Raw genomic sequence first — 16,695 nt, forward strand, 5'->3', positions numbered from 1 at the left:
CGGCGGCTGAGTGGCCGGCGGAGGCGTCGTCACCGGCTCCGCGACGGCGGGCGCGCCGGCGGCGGCCAGCGCGAGCCCCGCGGTGGCCGCGATGGCCGCCACGTGGCGACGTCTGAGGAACCGCATGCGCGTCGTGTCCCCTCCCGTGCCCGACGCGCGAGGCCCGGATGGGCCGAACGGTCCCGGCGACGAAGACGTTTGTCTGAGAACTTGATAGCCCATTTCGGGGACGCGCGCGAGCATCTGGGCAGATGTTCACCCGATCGGTACGCCTCGTAGGCTTCCGGCATGCCCACAGTCGTCCTGGTACGCCACGGCCGCACCACCGCCAACGTCGCCGGCGTGCTGGCCGGCCGCACGCCCGGCGTGGGCCTCGACGACATCGGCCGCGACGGCGCCGCGGCGCTCGCCAGGCGGCTGGCACCCGTCAGCCCGGCGGTGGTCGTCAGCAGCCCGCTCGAGCGGTGCGTGCAGACGGCGACGGCGATCGCCGACGGGCGCGAGGTCGTCACCGACGACGGCCTCGCCGAGTGCGACTACGGCGACTGGACCGGCCGGCCGCTGTCCGAGCTGCGCCGCGAGAAGCTGTGGAAGGTCGTGCAGGAGCATCCGTCCGGCGTCGTGTTCCCCGGCGGCGAGTCGCTGCGCGGCGTCCAGCAGCGCGCCGTCGACGCCGTCCGGACTCGCGACGCCGAGCTGGCCGAGCGGCACGGGCCCGGCGCGGTGTGGTTCGCCGTCTCGCACGCCGACGTCATCAAGGCCGTCCTGGCCGACGCGCTGGGCCTGCACCTCGACCACTTCCAGCGGCTGGTCGTCGACCCGTGCTCGGTCTCGGTCGTCTCGTTCACCGAGCGCCGGCCGTTCGTGCTGCGCGTCAACGACGTCGGCGGCGACCTCGGCTTCCTGAAGTCGCCGGCGCGGCGGCGACGCCGCGCCACCCGCACCGACGCCGTCGTCGGCGGGGGAGCGGGCGACGCGGCGCAGTAGATCATGGTTCGCGGGCGGTCGCGAGATAGGCTTTCTGACGTGGCCGCGCAGGTGTACCGATTCGACCAGCCAGAACGCTTCATCGCCGGAACCGTCGGGCGCCCCGGCGAGCGCTCGTTCTTCCTCCAGGCCCGCGACGCCACCAAGCTGATCAGCGTGCTGCTCGAGAAGGAACAGGTGTCGGTCCTCGCGGAGCGGGTCGACGACATGCTCGACGAGATTCTGCGCCGGGCCGGCGGGCTGACGTCCGTCCCCGCCGTCGCACCGCCCGAGCTCGACGACCTCGACCCCCTCGAGCAGCCGATCGTCGAGGAGTTCCGCGTCGGCGCCATGACCCTGCGCTGGGACACCGAGGACGAGCAGGTGGTGGTGGCCGCGTACGCCGTCGTCGACGACGACGAGTCCGAGCCGCCGGACGACCCCGACGAGTCCGACCGCGACGTGATGGTGGTGCGGCTGTCCGGTGCCGAGGCGCGGGCGTTCGTCAAGCGCGCCCAGGCGGTCGTCGCGGCCGGGCGTCCGCCGTGCCCGCTGTGCAGCCTGCCGCTGGACCCGTCCGGGCACGTCTGCCCCCGGCAGAACGGCTACCGGCGGCGGGGCTGACCGCCGTGGATCTGCTGAGCCTGCTCCGCGAGGGCGAGCTGACCGTCGAGGGCAGGCTCGTCGTCGCGTCCAACCTCACCCTGCTCGGCCGGGTGAGCCACGGCGACACGTCGGTGCGCTGCGTGTACAAGCCGATCAGCGGCGAGCAGCCGTTGTGGGACTTCCCCGACGGCACGCTGGCCGCCCGCGAGACCGCCGCCTACGAGCTGTCCGCGGCCGCCGGCTGGGAGCTGGTGCCGCCGACGGCGCTGCGTGCCGACGGACCCTTCGGCGCCGGCATGTGCCAGGCGTGGATGGACCAGGGCTCGTCGTCGGTGGGCGCGGGGCGCGTCGACGTCGTCCCTGCGTCGTCGTCCGTCGACGGGTGGCTGCCGATCCTCGAGGCCGTCGACGGCGACGGCTCGCCCGTGCTGCTGGTGCACGCCGACGACCCCGGGCTGCGCCGCCTGGCCGTCTTCGACGCCGTGGTCAACAACGCCGACCGCAAGGGCGGGCACGTGCTCACCGGCGACCGGTCCGTCGCGCCGTCGGTGGCCGACGTCGTCGGTGTCGACCACGGCGTCTGCTTCAACGTCGACCCGAAGCTGCGCACCGTCCTGTGGGGATGGGCCGGGTCGGCGCTCACCGAGGCTGAGCGGTCGGACCTGGAGCGGCTGCGTGCGCTGGTCGACGGCGCCCTCGGTGCGACGTTGAGTGCCCTGCTGGCCGAGGAGGAGGTCGCGGCGACGGCGGCGCGCATCGACGCGCTGCTGGCCCGCGGGACGATGCCCAGTCCCGAGGGGCGGATGCCGGTTCCGTGGCCGGTGTTCTGAGACCTTAGGCTGAGCGCATCATGCGAGCCTGGTCTGCCCCCGACGTGCCCGCCCTGCCCGGGCGCGGTCTGCCCGTCCGCCTGTACGACACCGCGACGGGGTCGGCCCGGCTGATCGAACCGGGGCCGGTGGCGACCATGTACGTCTGCGGCATCACGCCGTATGACGCCACGCACCTCGGGCACGCCGCCACGTACCTCGCGTTCGACCTGCTGGGCCGCGTGTGGCGCGACGCCGGCCACGACGTCCGCTACGTGCAGAACGTCACCGACGTCGACGACCCGCTGCTCGAGCGGGCCACCGAGACCGGGCAGGACTGGCGCGAGCTGGCCGACGCCGAGACGCGGCTGTTCACCGAGGACATGGCCTGGCTGCGGGTGCTGCCGCCGTCGGAGTACATCGGCGCCGTCGAGTCGATCCCGCTGATCACCCGGCTGATCCAGCGCATGGAGCCGTCGGTGTACGAGGTCGACGGCGACCTCTACTTCTCGGTGCGCACCGACCCCGCGTTCGGCTCGGTGTCGCGGCTGCCCGAGGCGGAGATGCGGGCGCTGTTCGCCGAGCGTGGCGGCGACCCCGACCGGCCCGGCAAGAAGGACCCGCTCGACCCCCTCGTCTGGCTGAAGGCCCGCCCGGGCGAGCCGTCGTGGGACAGCCCGTTCGGCCCCGGCCGGCCCGGCTGGCACGTCGAGTGCGCCGCCATCGCCATGGAGTACCTCGGCGTCCCGTTCGACGTCCAGGGCGGCGGCAACGACCTGATCTTCCCGCACCACGAGATGTCCGCGTCGCACGCCCACGTCGTCGCCGGGGCGTTCGCGTCGCTGTACGCGCACGCCGGCATGGTGGGCTACGAGGGCGAGAAGATGTCCAAGTCGCTGGGCAACCTGGTCTTCGTGCACCGGCTGCGGGCCGACGGCGTCGAGGCGGCCGCCGTCCGGATGGCGCTGCTCGACGCCCACTACCGCGCCGACCGCGAGTGGTCGGCGTCGGTGCTGACGACGGCGACGGACCGGCTGGCCCGCTGGCGGACGGCGATCGCGGCGGGCGCCGGGGCGCCGGCCGAGCCCGTGCTGGCCGAGGTCCGCGCGCGTCTCGCCGACGACCTCGACTCGCCGGGCGCGCTGGCCGCGATCGACCGCTGGGCCGCCACCCCCGGCACCGACCCCGCCGCCCCCGCCCTCATCGCCGCGACCGCCGACGCCCTCCTCGGCCTCTCCCTCTGAAATGATCACGTTCACCACGGAATCTCGTGCCGCACTACGCCTGTAATCGTGTCGAGGCTCGGGTAATCGTGGTGGCGTAGTGCTGTCCACAGGCGTGACGACACGACGGAGTTGTCCACAATTCGCGGATTCGCCCTGGCGCGAGGTGACCGCCTGAGGAAGCGTCTGCCTCATGGACGGAGCACTGCGGGCCATTGCCGCTCGCCAGCATGGAGTCATCGTGCGCGCTCAGGCCTTGGCCGCCGGTTACGACGACTCTGAGATCGCGCGCCGCCGGGCGGTCGGTGCCTGGACGGCGATTCGCCGCGGCGCCTACGTCGACAAGGCGCAGTGGGACGCCTTCGACGACCGCCAGCGGCATCTCGCGCTGTGCCAGGCGGCCATGCTCCAACTTGCGGTCCCTGCCGTCCTCAGCCATGTGTCCGCGGCGGTCTGGTGGGGGCTCCCGACCTGGAACGCGGACCTGACGACGGTGCACGTCTCCCGGCGCGATCGCCACGCGCCGCGGCTCGAGGCAGGCGTGCACCATCACGCCGGACGGCTCACGGACGACGAGGTCGCGGTCGTGGACGGAGTTCCGGTGACGCAGGCGGCTCGGACCGTCGTCGACGTCGCGCGGATCCTGCCGTTCGAACCGGCCGTGGTGATCGCCGACGCCGCGCTGGCCCGCTCGCTGGTGACCAAGGAGGGCCTGCGCGACATGCTCGACACGATGCGCGACTGGCGCGGTTCCCGTGCGGCCGGCCGGACGGTGGAGTTCGCCGACGGGCGTTCGGAGAGCGTCGGCGAGTCGCGCCACCGTGTACAGCTCGACCGCATCGGCCTGCCGCGGCCCGAGCTGCAGGTCGTCGTCGGCGGCGACGACGGCCCGGGGTACCGGGTCGACTTCTACTTCGAGGAGTACGCGACGGTCGCCGAGTTCGACGGCCGCGTCAAGTACGGCCGGCTGCTCGGGCCGGGCGAGGCCCCCGGCGACGCCGTATGGCAGGAGAAGCGCCGCGAGGACCGGCTGCGCGAGTACGGCCTCGAGATCGTCCGCTCGGTCTGGGCCGATCTCTATCAGGATGACGTCGTGGCGACCCGGTATCGCGCCGCCCTCGCTCGTGGTCGTGGGCGCGTCCTCGTCTGACCCCGTCCGTCACCACGATTACCCGAGCGTCGACACGGTTGCAGACGTAGTGCGACACGGGATTTCGTGCTGAACGTGATCATTTCCAGGTTGGTGGGGGTCAGGTGTCGCGGCGGCGGAGGTAGCGCTCGAACTCGCGGGCGATGTGCTCGCCGGAGGCTTCGGGGAGGTCGACGGTGTCGCGGGCCTCTTCGAGGCGGCGGACGTACTCGGCGACGTCGGAGTCCTCTTCGGCCAGTTCGTCGACGCCGTGCTGCCAGGCCTCGGCCTGCTCGGCGAGGTCGCCCATGGGCACCGGGAGGCTGAGGAGGTCCTCGACGCGCTGCAGCAGCACCATGGTCGCCTTCGGGCACGGCGACTGGGCGACGTAGTGGGGGACCGCCGCCCACAGCGAGACGGCGTCCAGCCCAGCCCGGGTGGCGGCGTCCTGGAACACGCCGACGATACCCGTGGGGCCTTCGTACCGGGACTGCTCGAGCCCGAGCGCCTCGGCCTGGTCGGGGTCGCTGGCCGAGACGGTGACGGGCACCGGCCGGGTGTGCGGGACGTCGGCCAGCAGCGCGCCGAGCGTGACGACCTGTTCGCAGCCGAGGTCGGTGGCGACGGACAGCAGCTCGGCGCAGAACGCCCGCCACCGCATGTTGGGCTCGATGCCGCGCAGCAGGACGATGTCGCGGTCGTGCTCGTCGAGGCTCACCACCGACAGCCGGGTGGTGGGCCACTGGATGCTGCGGTTGCCGTGGTCGTCGACGCTGACCAGCGGGCGGTTGACCTGGAAGTCGTAGTACTCGTCGGGGTCGAGCGCGGCCACGGCGCCGGCGTTCCAGACCCGCTCGAGATGCTCGATGCCCGCCGTCGCGGCCTCACCGGCGTCGTTCCACCCCTCGAACGCCGCGATCAGGACAGGATTGCGCAGCTGCCGCGCTTCGTCGTTCTCCATCGCGCTCGTCTCCCTGCCTGGAAGGGTCGCCTCGTCATCGGGGACTGACGTCAGGCCTCGCGGCCGGCTGCCAACACCTCCGTCGTCCTCTCGACCAACCCTACGGCTCCCGCGCGCGAAAGGCGCGCCGACTCCATCCCAAAATCAGAGACGATTCGTCCGCATGGCGGACGATTCCTTGTGAGCAGGCCGTACGGCCCTAGTCTGGCGGGATGCGGGGGAGCCTGAGGGAAGCCTTGTCCCGGCGCGTCGTGGTGGCCGACGGCGCCATGGGAACCATGTTGCAGGCGGCCGACCTGACCCTCGACGACTTCGAGGGCCACGAAGGCTGCAACGAGATCCTCAACGTCACCAGGCCCGACGTCGTCCGGCACATCCACGACGCCTACTTCGCCGTCGGCGTCGACGCGGTCGAGACGAACACGTTCGGCGCCAACTGGGCGAACCTGGGGGAGTACGGCATCGCGGACCGGATCCGCGAGCTGGCCGAGGCCGGCGCCCGTCTCGCCCGCGAGGTCGCCGACGACTGGTCGACGCCCGACCGCCCGCGCTGGGTGCTCGGCAGCGTCGGCCCGGGCACGAAGCTGCCCTCGCTGGGGCACGTCGACTTCGCCACGCTGCGCGACGCCTACCGCACGCAGGTCGAGGGCATGCTGGCCGGCGGCGTCGACGCCGTCCTCGTCGAGACCGCGCAGGACCTGCTGCAGGCCAAGGCCGCCATCATCGGCGCCCGCCGGGCCATGAAGGCCGCCGGCGCCGAGGACGTCGCCCTCATGGTCAACGTGACCGTCGAGACCACCGGCACCATGCTGCTCGGCTCGGAGATCGGTGCGGCCCTGACGGCGCTCGCGCCGCTGGGCGTCGACCACATCGGCCTCAACTGCGCCACCGGCCCGGCCGAGATGAGCGAGCACCTGCGCCACCTCGCCCGTTACGCCCACACGGGCCTGTCCTGCATGCCCAACGCCGGCCTGCCGGAGCTGACGGCGAACGGCGCGCACTACCCGCTGACGCCGCAGCAGCTGGCCGACGCGCACGACCTGTTCACCGCCGAGTACGGGCTGTCGCTGGTCGGCGGCTGTTGCGGCACGACGCCGGAGCACCTGCGCCAGGTGGTCGAGCGGGTGGGCGGCCGCGAGCTGACGCGGCGCACCCCCAGCGACGAGCCCGGCGCCGCCAGCCTCTACCAGCACGTCCCGTTCCGCCAGGACACCTCCTACCTGGCCATCGGCGAGCGCACCAATGCCAACGGCTCCAAGGCGTTCCGCGAAGCGATGCTCGAGGGCCGGCTCGACGACTGCGTCGAGATCGCCCGCGCGCAGACCCGCGACGGCTCGCACCTGCTCGACCTGTGCGTCGACTACGTCGGGCGCGACGGGACGGCGGACATGCGCGAGCTGGCCGCGCGGCTGGCGACGGCCAGCACGCTGCCCCTGGTGCTCGACTCCACCGAGCCGGCGGTCATCGAGGCCGGCCTGGAGTGCCTGGGCGGGCGCAGCGTCGTCAACTCCGTCAACTACGAGGACGGCGACGGCCCCACGTCGCGCATCCGGAAGATCATGCCGATCGTCCAGGAGCACGGCGCCGCCGTCGTCGCGCTCACCATCGACGAGGAGGGCCAGGCCCGGACGGCGGAGTGGAAGGTGCGCGTCGCCGAACGGCTGATCGAGCAGCTCACCGGCGAATGGGGCATGCGCATCGAGGACATCATCGTCGACTGCCTGACGTTCCCGATCGCCACCGGCCAGGAGGAGACCCGCCGCGACGGCATCGAGACCATCGAGGCGATCCGCGAGCTCAAGCGCCGCCACCCGAACGTCCAGACGACGCTCGGCGTCTCGAACGTCTCGTTCGGACTCAACCCGGCCGCCCGCGCCGTCCTGAACTCCGTCTTCCTCGCCGAGTGCGTCGCCGCCGGGCTGGACTCCGCGATCGTCCACTCCGCCCGCATCCTGCCGGTGTCGCGGATCCCCGAGGAGCAGTACCAGGTCGCGCTCGACCTCGTCTACGACCGCCGCACGCCCGACTACGACCCGCTGGCCCGGTTCCTCGAGCTGTTCGAGGGTGTCACCTCGGCGACGGAGGACCGCGCGGCCGCGCTGGCCGGCCTGCCGCTGTTCGAGCGGCTGGAGCGGCGCATCGTCGACGGCGAGCGCAAGGGCCTGGAGGCCGACCTCGATGAGGCCCTGCGCGAGAAGCCGGCGCTCGACATCGTCAACGACACCCTCCTCAACGGCATGCGCACCGTCGGCGAGCTGTTCGGCAGCGGCCAGATGCAGCTGCCGTTCGTGCTGCAGAGCGCCGAGGTGATGAAGGCCGCCGTCGCCTACCTCGAGCCGCACATGGAGCGCGTCGAAGGCGAGGACGGGACGAAGGGCACCATCGTGCTGGCCACCGTCAAGGGCGACGTCCACGACATCGGCAAGAACCTGGTCGACATCATCCTGTCCAACAACGGCTACTCGGTGGTGAACCTCGGCATCAAGCAGCCGATCAGCGCGATCCTGGAGGCCGCCGAGGAGCACGACGCCGACGTCATCGGCATGTCCGGCCTGCTGGTGAAGAGCACGGTCGTCATGAAGGAGAACCTCGAGGAGATCAACCAGCGCGGGCTGTCGGCGCGCTGGCCGGTCATCCTCGGCGGCGCGGCGCTGACCCGCGCCTTCGTCGAGGACGACCTCGCCGAGCTGTACGCCGGTGAGGTCCGCTACGCCCGCGACGCGTTCGAGGGGCTGCGGCTGATGGACGCGATCGCCAGCGTCCGCACCGACCCGGACAAGCAGCTGGCCGACGTGCTGCCGGCGCTGCGCAAACGCCGGGTCGCCCGCACCTCCGTCACCGACCGCGACACCGCCGACGACGGTGCCGACGTGCGCTCCGACGTCGCCACCGACAACGCCGTGCCGGTGCCGCCGTTCTGGGGCACCCGGGTGGTGCGCGGCCTGCACCTCGCCGACTACGCGGCCTACCTGGACGAGCGCGCCACGTTCATGGGCCAGTGGGGCCTCAAGGGCACCCGCAACGGGCCGTCGTACGAGGAGCTGGTCGAGACCGAGGGGCGGCCGCGGCTGCGGCTGTGGCTGGACCGGCTGCACACCGAGAGCATCCTCGAGGCGGCCGTCGTCTACGGCTACTTCCCGGCCGTGTCCGAGGGCCGCGACCTCGTCGTCCTCGACCCCGAGGACCACCGCAAGGAGCTGGAGCGGTTCAGCTTCCCGCGGCAGCGCCGCGACCGCCGGCTGTGCCTGGCCGACTTCTTCCGGCCGCGCGAGTCCGGCGAGGTGGACGTCGTCGCGTTCCAGCTGGTCACCATGGGGTCCGGCGTGGCCGAGGCGACGGCGAAGCTGTTCGCCGAGAACTCCTACCGCGACTACCTGGAGCTGCACGGGCTGTCGGTGCAGCTGACCGAGGCGCTGGCGGAGTACTGGCACGCCCGCGTCCGCGACGAGCTGGGCTTCGCAGCCGAGGACGACGCCGAGCTCGGCGGCATCCTCAAGCAGGCGTACCGCGGGTCGCGCTACTCCTTCGGCTACCCGGCCTGCCCCGACCTCGCCGACCGCGTCAAGCTCGTCCGGCTGCTGCGGCCCGAGCGCATCGGCGTCGACCTGTCCGAGGAGCTGCAGCTGCACCCGGAGCAGTCGACCGACGCGCTGGTCGTCCACCACCCCGAGGCCAAGTACTTCAACGCGACGTGACACCGCCCGCGGGCCCGGCGGGAGACAGGAACGACGGGCCGCGCGGACGGGGAACCGTGGCGGCTGCGACGGCGGTCGCGGAATCGCCTCAGCCGGGCATGCCGCCGGGCATACCGTTCGTCTCCGGCCGGCCGGCCTGCTCGGTGACGGCGAACCGGACCGAGCCCTCCGGGTCGACCGACGCGTCGAGCGCCTTGTCGTCGAGCATGGCCGCGGCGTCGGCGTCGAGGAACAGCACCGCGCCGCCGTCGTCGAGGATCTGGTCGCCGACCTCAGGGGCGGGCCGCAGCTCGAGGTCGAGGCCGCCGTCGGCGTTGGCCGCGATGCGCATGCCGGTCCCGGTGGGCAGGTCGTCGCGGCCCTCGATGTTGCGGATGACCGCGGCGGCGTTCTGGGTGAGTGTGAGCATGGTGAAACGCACCTCCGCTGGGGTGCGCACCAGCGCACCCGTTGTCTTCGGTGTGGGGAATGGTCGGCATCGGCGCCGATGCCCGAGAGACGCGGGCCGCCGGACGGGCCCGCGGTGGTACGGCGGGGGTTATCGATCCTCTCCCGGCCGACACACGCCGGTTGACGAGCCGCTCGCACCACCCACGCTTCCCGCTGACGGCCGATCCGTCAAGCGAGGCGCGGCCGACGTCGGCGGTTTCGGTCCGAGGAGAGCGGCATGGGACCATGGAGTACGTGACTTCGCCACTGCCTGCCGCCGTCCTGTGGGACATGGACGGCACCATCGTCGACACCGAACCGCTGTGGATGGGCGCCGAGGAGGCCCTCGTGCTGCGCCACGGCGGCACCTGGACCGACGCCGACAGCCTCTCGCTCGTCGGCAGCGACCTGCTCGAGTCCGCGGCCTACATCCGCGAGCGCGGCAACATCCCGATGACGCCGCCGCAGATCGTCGACCACATGGTGGGCGAGGTGCTGAAGGGCATCGGCGACGGCGTCACCTGGCAGCCGGGCGTGGTGGAGCTGCTGACGGAGCTGCGTGCGCTCGGCGTGCCGCAGGCGCTGGTGACCATGTCGTACCGCCGCCTGGCCGAGGCGGTCGTCGAGCAGCTGCCCGCGGGCCTGTTCGGCGCCGTCGTCACCGGTGACGAGGTGACCAACGGCAAGCCGCACCCCGAGCCCTACCTGACGGCGGCCCGCGAGCTCGGCGCCGACCCGGCGGAGTGCGTCGTCATCGAGGACTCGCCGCGCGGCGCGGCGGCCGGTCTGGCCGCCGGCGCGCTGGTGCTGTCGGTCCCGAACGCGGTCGCGGCGGTGCCCGAGCCGGGGCTGGTGGTCATCGACTCGCTGGCCGGCGTCCGGGCCACCGACCTGCTCGCATTGTTCGACGATGCCGCTCTTGATCGAGTGTAATGTCACACTGTCATTTCGCATTGTCGATTTCCACGGAATGTTGCGAAATCGCGATGTCATCCTGACAACTCGGTGACTGCCCATCACACCCGCAGGAAGTACTGTCACAGGCCAACCGGTCGGGAACACCGCCCGGCAGTCGAGCTGTGTGAGGTGTGACATGCGTGGCATGAGCCTGAACCGCAGGCTGGCCGCGGGAGCCGCGGCCGGTGCACTGGCCCTGGGGCTCACGGCGTGTGGCGGAGACGACGACGACGGCTCCGCCTCCGGCGAGGGCGGCGGCACGCTCGTGTTCGCCGGTTCGGCCGATCCGGTGATCCTGGACGGCGCTCTGGTCAGCGACGGCGAGTCGACTCGCGTGATCAACCAGATCTTCGAGGGCCTGGTCCGCAGCGAAGAGGGCGGCACGGAGATCGAGCCGGCGCTCGCCGAGTCCTGGGAGGCCAGCGAGGACGGCCTGACCTGGACCTTCACGCTGCGCGAGGGCGTGACGTTCCACGACGGCGAACCGCTGGACGCGGAGGCCGTCTGCTTCAACTTCGAACGCTGGTACAACTTCACCGGCGTCCTGCAGAGTCCCGCGGTCTCCTACTACTGGGGCACCGTCATGGGCGGGTTCGCCGCCAACGAGGACCCGGCCATGGGCGAGAGCCTCTACACGGGCTGCACCGCCGAGGACGAGCGCACCGCGGTCATCACGCTGTCGCGGCCGTCGTCGGCGTTCCTGTCCGCGCTGGCCATGCCGGCGTTCACCATCGCCAGCCCGGCCGCGCTGCAGGAGTTCGAGGCCGACGCCGTCAGCGGCACCGGCGAGTCGCCGTCGTTCGACGGCACGTTCGGCTACGAGCACCCCATCGGCACCGGCCCGTTCCAGTTCGAGTCGTGGGAGCGCGGCAGCGAGGTGCGGCTGAGCAAGTACGAGGACTACTGGGACGAGCCCGCGCAGGTCGACGAGCTGATCTTCACGGTCATCCCGGACGGCCCGGCCCGCCGGCAGGCGCTGGAGAGCGGCGAGATCGACGGGTACGACCTGGTCGACCCGGCCGACGTCGAGCTGCTCGAGAGCGGCGGCTACCAGATCCTGCGCCGCCCGGCCTTCAACGTCGCCTACATCGGCTTCCAGCAGAACTACCCGCCGTTCGACAACCTGCAGATCCGGCAGGCCATCGCGCACGCGATCGACTTCGACAACATCATCCGGACCAACTACCCCGAGGGTGCGGTCCGGGCGACGCAGTTCATGCCGCCGGAGCTGTTCGGCTGGGCCGACGACGTCACGACGTACGACTACGACCCCGACCGCGCCCGCGAGCTGATCGCGCAGTCCGGCGTCACGAACCTGACGCTGCCGTTCTGGTACCCGACCGACGTCACCCGCCCGTACATGCCGAACCCGCAGGCCAACTGGGAGCTCATGGCGGCGGACCTCGAGGCGGTCGGCTTCACCATCGAGCCGCACACGGCGCCGTGGAACCCGGACTACCTGGACGCCACCCAGACCGGCGGGACGCCGATGTTCCTGCTGGGCTGGAACGGCGACTTCGGTGACCCCGACAACTTCATCGGCACGTTCTTCCAGGACGTCAACCCGCAGTTCGGCAGCTTCGACAACCCGGAGATCTTCGCCAAGCTCGACGAGGCGGAGGCGGAGACCGACCAGGACCGCCGGGCCGAGCTGTACCAGGAGGCCAACCGGCTGATCATGGACTTCGTCCCGGGCATCCCGTACGTCCACAGCGAACCGGCCATCGCCTTCCGCGAGGGTGTGGACGGCTTCGTGCCCGACCCGTTGTCGAACGAGAGCTTCTCCACCGTCACCGTCGATTGAGGGCTGGATGCTCAAGTTCGTCGTACGGCGGCTCCTGCTGCTCGTCCCGATCCTGTTCGGGCTGTCGGTGCTGCTGTTCGTGTGGCTGCGCGCGCTCCCGGGAGGGCCGGCTCAGGCCCTCCTGGGGGAGCGCGCGACCGCCGAGTCCGTCGCCCGGATCGAGGCCCTCTACGGCCTCAACGATCCCTGGTACGTCCAGTACTGGAAGTTCCTCAGCGCCGCGGTCCAGCTCGACTTCGGGAACAGCGCCCGCACCAACCGCCCGGTGACCGAGGAGATGGTCCGGACCTTCCCGGCCACGTTCGAGCTGGCGATCGCGGCGCTGATCTTCGCCATCGGCATCGGGATCCCGCTGGGCTACTACGCGGCGAGGAAGTACGGCAGCTGGCTGGACAACCTGTCGGTGTCCGGCTCGCTGCTGGGCGTCGCGGTGCCGGTGTTCTTCCTCGCCTACATCCTCAAGTACGTGTTCAGCGTCCAGCTGGGCTGGTTCCCGACCCAGGGGCGGCAGGACCCGCGCATCGACGCGGACCATCCCACCGGGCTGTACGTGCTCGACGGCATCATCACGGGGAATCTCGAGGCCAGCTGGGACGCCATCATGCACCTGGTGCTGCCGGCCATCGCGCTCGGCGCCATCCCGCTGGCCATCATCGTCCGCATCACCCGGGCCAGCGTGCTCGACGTCGTGCACGAGGACTACGTGCGCACCGCCGAGGCCAAGGGCCTGTGGGAGCGCACCATCACCCGCCGGCACGTGCTGCGCAACGCGCTGCTGCCCGTGGTCACCGTCATCGGGCTGCAGGCGGGGCTGCTGTTCTCCGGGGCCATCCTCACCGAGACGGTGTTCGCCTTCGACGGCGTCGGCCGGTTCATCGCCGAGGCCATCAGCAACCGCGACTACGCCGTCCTGCAAGGATTCATCCTGGTGATCGCGGCGATGTACGTCGTCGTGAATCTCCTCGTCGACGTGTCGTACGGTCTGATCGACCCACGAGTACGGGTGAGGTGATCGCATGAGTCTGTCCGAAGTCGAGGCGACCACCGAGTCCGAGCAGGTCGAACAGCCGGCCGGCAATCTTCGCAAGGAGGCCTGGAAACGGCTGCGCCGCGACCCCGTCGCGCTGGTCGGGTTCGGGCTGATCGCGTTCTTCGTCCTGGTGGCGATCTTCGCGCCGCTCATCGCGCCGTACGCGCCCGACGCCCAGCCCGGCCGCGGCATGATCACCCCGACCAGCATCCCGGGCCCGTCGGCGGAGCATTGGTTCGGGCTGGACGCGTCCGGCCGCGACGAGTTCAGCCGCGTGGTCTACGGCGCCCGGCAGTCGCTGCTGGTCGGCGTCGTCGCGACGCTGTTCGGCATGGCCGGCGGCCTGCTGCTGGGCGTCCTGGCCGGCGCGTTCGGCGGCAAGGTCGACGCCGTCGTCATGCGCATCGTCGACGTCATGCTGTCGATCCCCGGCCTGCTGATGGCCATCGCCATCGCGGCGCTGCTGGGTGCCAGCCTGTGGTCGGTGATGATCGCCATCGCGATCATCAACGTGCCGGTGTTCGCCCGGCTGCTCCGGGGCCAGATGCTGGCGCAACGCGGCTCCGACTACGTGCTGGCCGCGGTGTCGATCGGCGTGCGGAGACGGCCGATCGTGCTCGGGCACATCCTGCCGAACTCGATCTCGCCGGTCATCGTCCAGGCGACCCTCACGCTGGCGACGGCGATCATCGAGGCCGCCGGCCTGTCGTTCCTCGGCCTGGGCAGCGCCGACCCGCGGGTCCCCGAGTGGGGGCGCATGCTCGCCGACACCCAGCGCTACCTGGCCTCCGCGCCGCACCTGGCGTTCTTCCCCGGCATCGCCATCGTCATCGCCGCGCTGGGCTTCACCATGCTCGGCGAGCGGCTGCGCGAGGCCATCGACCCGAAATACCGGCGGTGAGCGTGATCGACTCCGAACCCCTGCTCGACGTCCGCGAGCTGTCCGTCACGTTCACCCGCAAGGGCGGGCCGACGGTGCGCGCCGTCGACGGCGTCTCGTTCACCGTGCGGCCGGGCGAGACCGTCGGGCTGGTCGGCGAGTCGGGCAGCGGCAAGTCGGTGACGTCGCTGGCGGTCATGGGGCTCCTGCCGCGCCGCGGCGTCGAGGTCGGCGGCCAGGTGCTGTTCGACGGCGACGACCTGCTGACGCTGCCGCGCGACCGGATGCGCGACATCCGCGGCCGCGACATCGCCATGGTGTTCCAGGACCCGATGTCCTCGCTCAACCCGGTGGTGCCGATCGGCGTGCAGGTCACCGAGGTGCTCGAACGGCACCAGGACCTGTCGGGCGACGCCGCCCGGTCGGCGGCCGCGGAGCTGCTGTCCCGCGTCGGCATCCCCGATCCCACCCGCCGGCTCAAGGAGTACCCGCACCAGCTGTCCGGCGGCATGCGCCAGCGCGCGCTGATCGCGATGGCGCTGGCCTGCCGGCCGCGGGTGCTCATCGCCGACGAGCCGACGACGGCGCTCGACGTCACCATCCAGGCGCAGATCATCGAGCTGCTCAAGGAGCTGGTGCAGGACACCGGAGCCGCGCTGGTCATGATCACGCACGACCTCGGCATCGTCGCCGGGCTCTGCGACACCGTCCACGTGATGTACTCCGGCCGCATCGTCGAGTCGGCCGGGCGGCGCGAGCTGTTCGCGCAGCCGCGGCACCCCTACACCGGCGGACTGCTGGCGTCGGTGCCCCGGCTCGACGCCCCGCGCGGCAGGCCGTTGCACCCGATCCCGGGCTCGCCGACGGACGTGCTGCGCTGGTCGCGGGGGTGCGCGTTCGCCCCGCGCTGCCCGAACCGGATCGAGCCGTGCACCGACGGGCCGCCGCCGCTGGAGTCCATCGGCGGACGGTCGCTGCGCTGCCTGAACCCGCTGGCCGAGACCGAGGAGGTGGCCGCGCGATGAGCGAGGACGTCCTCCTCTCCGTCCGTGACCTGGAGGTCCACTTCCCGATCAGGTCCGGGATCATCGTCGAGCGCCAAGTCGGCGCCGTGAAGGCCGTCGACGGCGTCGACCTCGACATCCCGCGGGGCGCCACCGTCGGGCTGGTGGGGGAGTCCGGCTGCGGGAAGTCGACGCTGGGCCGGGCGATCCTGCGGCTCGTCGAGCCAACGGCGGGGTCGGTGACCTTCGACGGTGTCGACGTGCGCGCGCTGGCCGGCGAGGAGCTGCGCCGCACGCGCCGGCAGATGCAGATGGTCTTCCAGGACCCGATGGCCAGCCTCGATCCGCGGCAGAACGTGCAGTCGGTGATCAGCGAGCCGCTGCGGGCCCACGGCGTCGGCGGCGACCACAGGGCCAAGGTGCGCGAGCTGCTCGACGTCGTCGGGCTGCCGGCGTCGGCGGCGAACCGGTACCCGCACGAGTTCTCCGGCGGCCAGCGTCAGCGCATCGGCATCGCGCGGGCCATCGCGCTGGAGCCGCAGCTGATCGTCGCCGACGAGCCGGTGTCGGCGCTGGACGTGTCCATCCAGGCGCAGGTGGTGAACCTCCTCGAGGAGCTGCAGGACCGGCTCGGGCTGACCTATCTGGTCATCGCGCACGACCTCGCCGTCGTCCGGCACATCGCCGACGTCGTCGCCGTCATGTACCTGGGCGGGCTGGTCGAGCAGGCGCCGTCGGACGACCTGTACGCCACGCCACTGCACCCGTACACGAAGGCGCTGATGTCCGCGGTGCCGATCCCGGACCCCGCGGTGGAGGACACCCGGCAGCGGATCCTGCTCCAGGGCGACCTGCCCTCGCCGGCCGACCCGCCGCCCGGCTGCCGCTTCCACACCCGGTGCCCGTTCCGCCAGCCCACGCGCTGCGACGACGAGCGGCCGGCGCTGCGGACGGTGGCCGGGCACCCTGACACGCACCGGGTGGCCTGCCACTGGGCCGAGGAGATCGAGGCCGGGCGCATCCGTCCGGCCGCCGAGGCCGTCGTCGACCCCGACCCGGCGCCCGATCCGGACCCGGCGCCCACCACGGGCCCCGCGCCCGACCCCGCCCCGCGTGCCGGTTGACGCTTCTATGTCAAGCTGCTGGTTGTTGGCAGGTCGCGGGTGGGAAGTCGTGGCGGAGTTCGCGGTGGATGACGTCGG

The 16,695-nt window shown here is 71.9% G+C and carries 14 protein-coding genes; 12 read left to right on the forward strand and 2 right to left on the reverse strand.

What is annotated here, in order from left to right; all coding sequences use genetic code 11:
* The first annotated feature begins 288 nt into the window (after positions 1-288).
* The 5 genes from DY240_RS17140 (at position 289) to DY240_RS17160 (ending at position 4,754) form a co-directional block, all read left to right on the forward strand.
* A complete protein-coding gene (locus DY240_RS17140) occupies positions 289-987 on the forward strand; it encodes an MSMEG_4193 family putative phosphomutase (RefSeq protein WP_119661064.1) in 699 nt (232 codons plus the stop codon).
* Positions 988-1,026: 39 nt separating this feature from the next.
* Positions 1,027-1,590, forward strand: coding sequence for a DUF3090 domain-containing protein (locus DY240_RS17145; RefSeq protein WP_119661065.1), 564 nt, complete (start codon positions 1,027-1,029; stop codon positions 1,588-1,590).
* The gene (locus DY240_RS17150) at positions 1,587-2,402 is read left to right on the forward strand and encodes an SCO1664 family protein (protein WP_119661076.1); all 816 of its coding nucleotides are present in this window, start codon (positions 1,587-1,589) and stop codon (positions 2,400-2,402) included. Before DY240_RS17145 ends, DY240_RS17150 begins: the two co-directional genes overlap by 4 nt.
* Positions 2,403-2,422: 20 nt before the next feature.
* Positions 2,423-3,625 (forward strand): cysteine--1-D-myo-inosityl 2-amino-2-deoxy-alpha-D-glucopyranoside ligase, encoded by a 1,203-nt coding sequence (gene mshC, locus DY240_RS17155; RefSeq protein ID WP_119661066.1) that lies wholly within the window; start codon positions 2,423-2,425, stop codon positions 3,623-3,625.
* A gap of 172 nt (positions 3,626-3,797) precedes the next feature.
* Positions 3,798-4,754: a type IV toxin-antitoxin system AbiEi family antitoxin domain-containing protein gene (locus tag DY240_RS17160; RefSeq protein ID WP_407659334.1), complete on the forward strand. Its 957-nt coding sequence runs from the start codon at positions 3,798-3,800 to the stop codon at positions 4,752-4,754.
* 100 nt (positions 4,755-4,854) lie between these two features.
* Here DY240_RS17160 and DY240_RS17165 read toward each other — a convergent pair whose 3' ends face one another.
* Positions 4,855-5,694, reverse strand: a complete 840-nt coding sequence (locus DY240_RS17165; RefSeq protein ID WP_119661068.1) for a PAC2 family protein — start codon at positions 5,692-5,694, stop codon at positions 4,855-4,857.
* A gap of 212 nt (positions 5,695-5,906) precedes the next feature.
* Between DY240_RS17165 and metH the strand changes: the two genes are divergently transcribed.
* The gene (metH, locus tag DY240_RS17170; protein ID WP_119661069.1) at positions 5,907-9,389 is read left to right on the forward strand and encodes a methionine synthase; all 3,483 of its coding nucleotides are present in this window, start codon (positions 5,907-5,909) and stop codon (positions 9,387-9,389) included.
* An 88-nt stretch (positions 9,390-9,477) separates the two neighbouring features.
* Here the strand turns inward: metH and DY240_RS17175 are convergent, their stop codons facing one another.
* Complete coding sequence (locus DY240_RS17175) at positions 9,478-9,798, reverse strand: adhesin (protein WP_119661070.1); 321 nt, start codon at positions 9,796-9,798, stop codon at positions 9,478-9,480.
* Positions 9,799-10,064: 266 nt separating this feature from the next.
* On the opposite strand from DY240_RS17175, the gene DY240_RS17180 reads away from it, so the two are divergent.
* The 6 genes from DY240_RS17180 (at position 10,065) to DY240_RS17205 (ending at position 16,617) form a co-directional block, all read left to right on the forward strand.
* Positions 10,065-10,751: an HAD family hydrolase gene (locus DY240_RS17180; RefSeq protein WP_119661071.1), complete on the forward strand. Its 687-nt coding sequence runs from the start codon at positions 10,065-10,067 to the stop codon at positions 10,749-10,751.
* 169 nt (positions 10,752-10,920) lie between these two features.
* The gene (locus tag DY240_RS17185) at positions 10,921-12,579 is read left to right on the forward strand and encodes an ABC transporter substrate-binding protein (RefSeq protein ID WP_119661072.1); all 1,659 of its coding nucleotides are present in this window, start codon (positions 10,921-10,923) and stop codon (positions 12,577-12,579) included.
* A 7-nt stretch (positions 12,580-12,586) separates the two neighbouring features.
* The gene (locus tag DY240_RS17190; RefSeq protein WP_119661073.1) at positions 12,587-13,591 is read left to right on the forward strand and encodes an ABC transporter permease; all 1,005 of its coding nucleotides are present in this window, start codon (positions 12,587-12,589) and stop codon (positions 13,589-13,591) included.
* A gap of 4 nt (positions 13,592-13,595) precedes the next feature.
* On the forward strand, positions 13,596-14,510 hold the full coding sequence (locus DY240_RS17195) for an ABC transporter permease (RefSeq protein WP_119661074.1): 915 nt from the start codon (positions 13,596-13,598) through the stop codon (positions 14,508-14,510).
* A 5-nt stretch (positions 14,511-14,515) separates the two neighbouring features.
* Positions 14,516-15,514 (forward strand): ABC transporter ATP-binding protein, encoded by a 999-nt coding sequence (locus tag DY240_RS17200; RefSeq protein WP_119661077.1) that lies wholly within the window; start codon positions 14,516-14,518, stop codon positions 15,512-15,514.
* Positions 15,511-16,617, forward strand: coding sequence for an ABC transporter ATP-binding protein (locus DY240_RS17205; protein ID WP_119661075.1), 1,107 nt, complete (start codon positions 15,511-15,513; stop codon positions 16,615-16,617). The genes DY240_RS17200 and DY240_RS17205 overlap by 4 nt, the downstream gene beginning before the upstream one ends.
* Positions 16,618-16,695: the final 78 nt, after the last annotated feature.

It is taken from the genome of Jiangella rhizosphaerae (assembly GCF_003579925.1).
GTDB lineage: Bacteria > Actinomycetota > Actinomycetes > Jiangellales > Jiangellaceae > Jiangella > Jiangella rhizosphaerae.

What these genes read in the sequence shown, in the direction of transcription:
- DY240_RS17140 (WP_119661064.1), top strand. Translation starts at nt 289, where the DNA reads ATGCCCACAGTCGTCCTGGTACGCCACGGCCGCACCACCGCCAACGTC.
- mshC (WP_119661066.1), top strand. Translation starts at nt 2,423, where the DNA reads ATGCGAGCCTGGTCTGCCCCCGACGTGCCCGCCCTGCCCGGGCGCGGT.
- DY240_RS17160 (WP_407659334.1), top strand. Translation starts at nt 3,798, where the DNA reads ATGGACGGAGCACTGCGGGCCATTGCCGCTCGCCAGCATGGAGTCATC.
- DY240_RS17165 (WP_119661068.1), bottom strand. Translation starts at nt 5,694, where the DNA reads ATGGAGAACGACGAAGCGCGGCAGCTGCGCAATCCTGTCCTGATCGCG.
- metH (WP_119661069.1), top strand. Translation starts at nt 5,907, where the DNA reads ATGCGGGGGAGCCTGAGGGAAGCCTTGTCCCGGCGCGTCGTGGTGGCC.
- DY240_RS17175 (WP_119661070.1), bottom strand. Translation starts at nt 9,798, where the DNA reads ATGCTCACACTCACCCAGAACGCCGCCGCGGTCATCCGCAACATCGAG.
- DY240_RS17180 (WP_119661071.1), top strand. Translation starts at nt 10,065, where the DNA reads ATGGAGTACGTGACTTCGCCACTGCCTGCCGCCGTCCTGTGGGACATG.
- DY240_RS17185 (WP_119661072.1), top strand. Translation starts at nt 10,921, where the DNA reads ATGAGCCTGAACCGCAGGCTGGCCGCGGGAGCCGCGGCCGGTGCACTG.
- DY240_RS17190 (WP_119661073.1), top strand. Translation starts at nt 12,587, where the DNA reads ATGCTCAAGTTCGTCGTACGGCGGCTCCTGCTGCTCGTCCCGATCCTG.
- DY240_RS17195 (WP_119661074.1), top strand. Translation starts at nt 13,596, where the DNA reads ATGAGTCTGTCCGAAGTCGAGGCGACCACCGAGTCCGAGCAGGTCGAA.
- DY240_RS17205 (WP_119661075.1), top strand. Translation starts at nt 15,511, where the DNA reads ATGAGCGAGGACGTCCTCCTCTCCGTCCGTGACCTGGAGGTCCACTTC.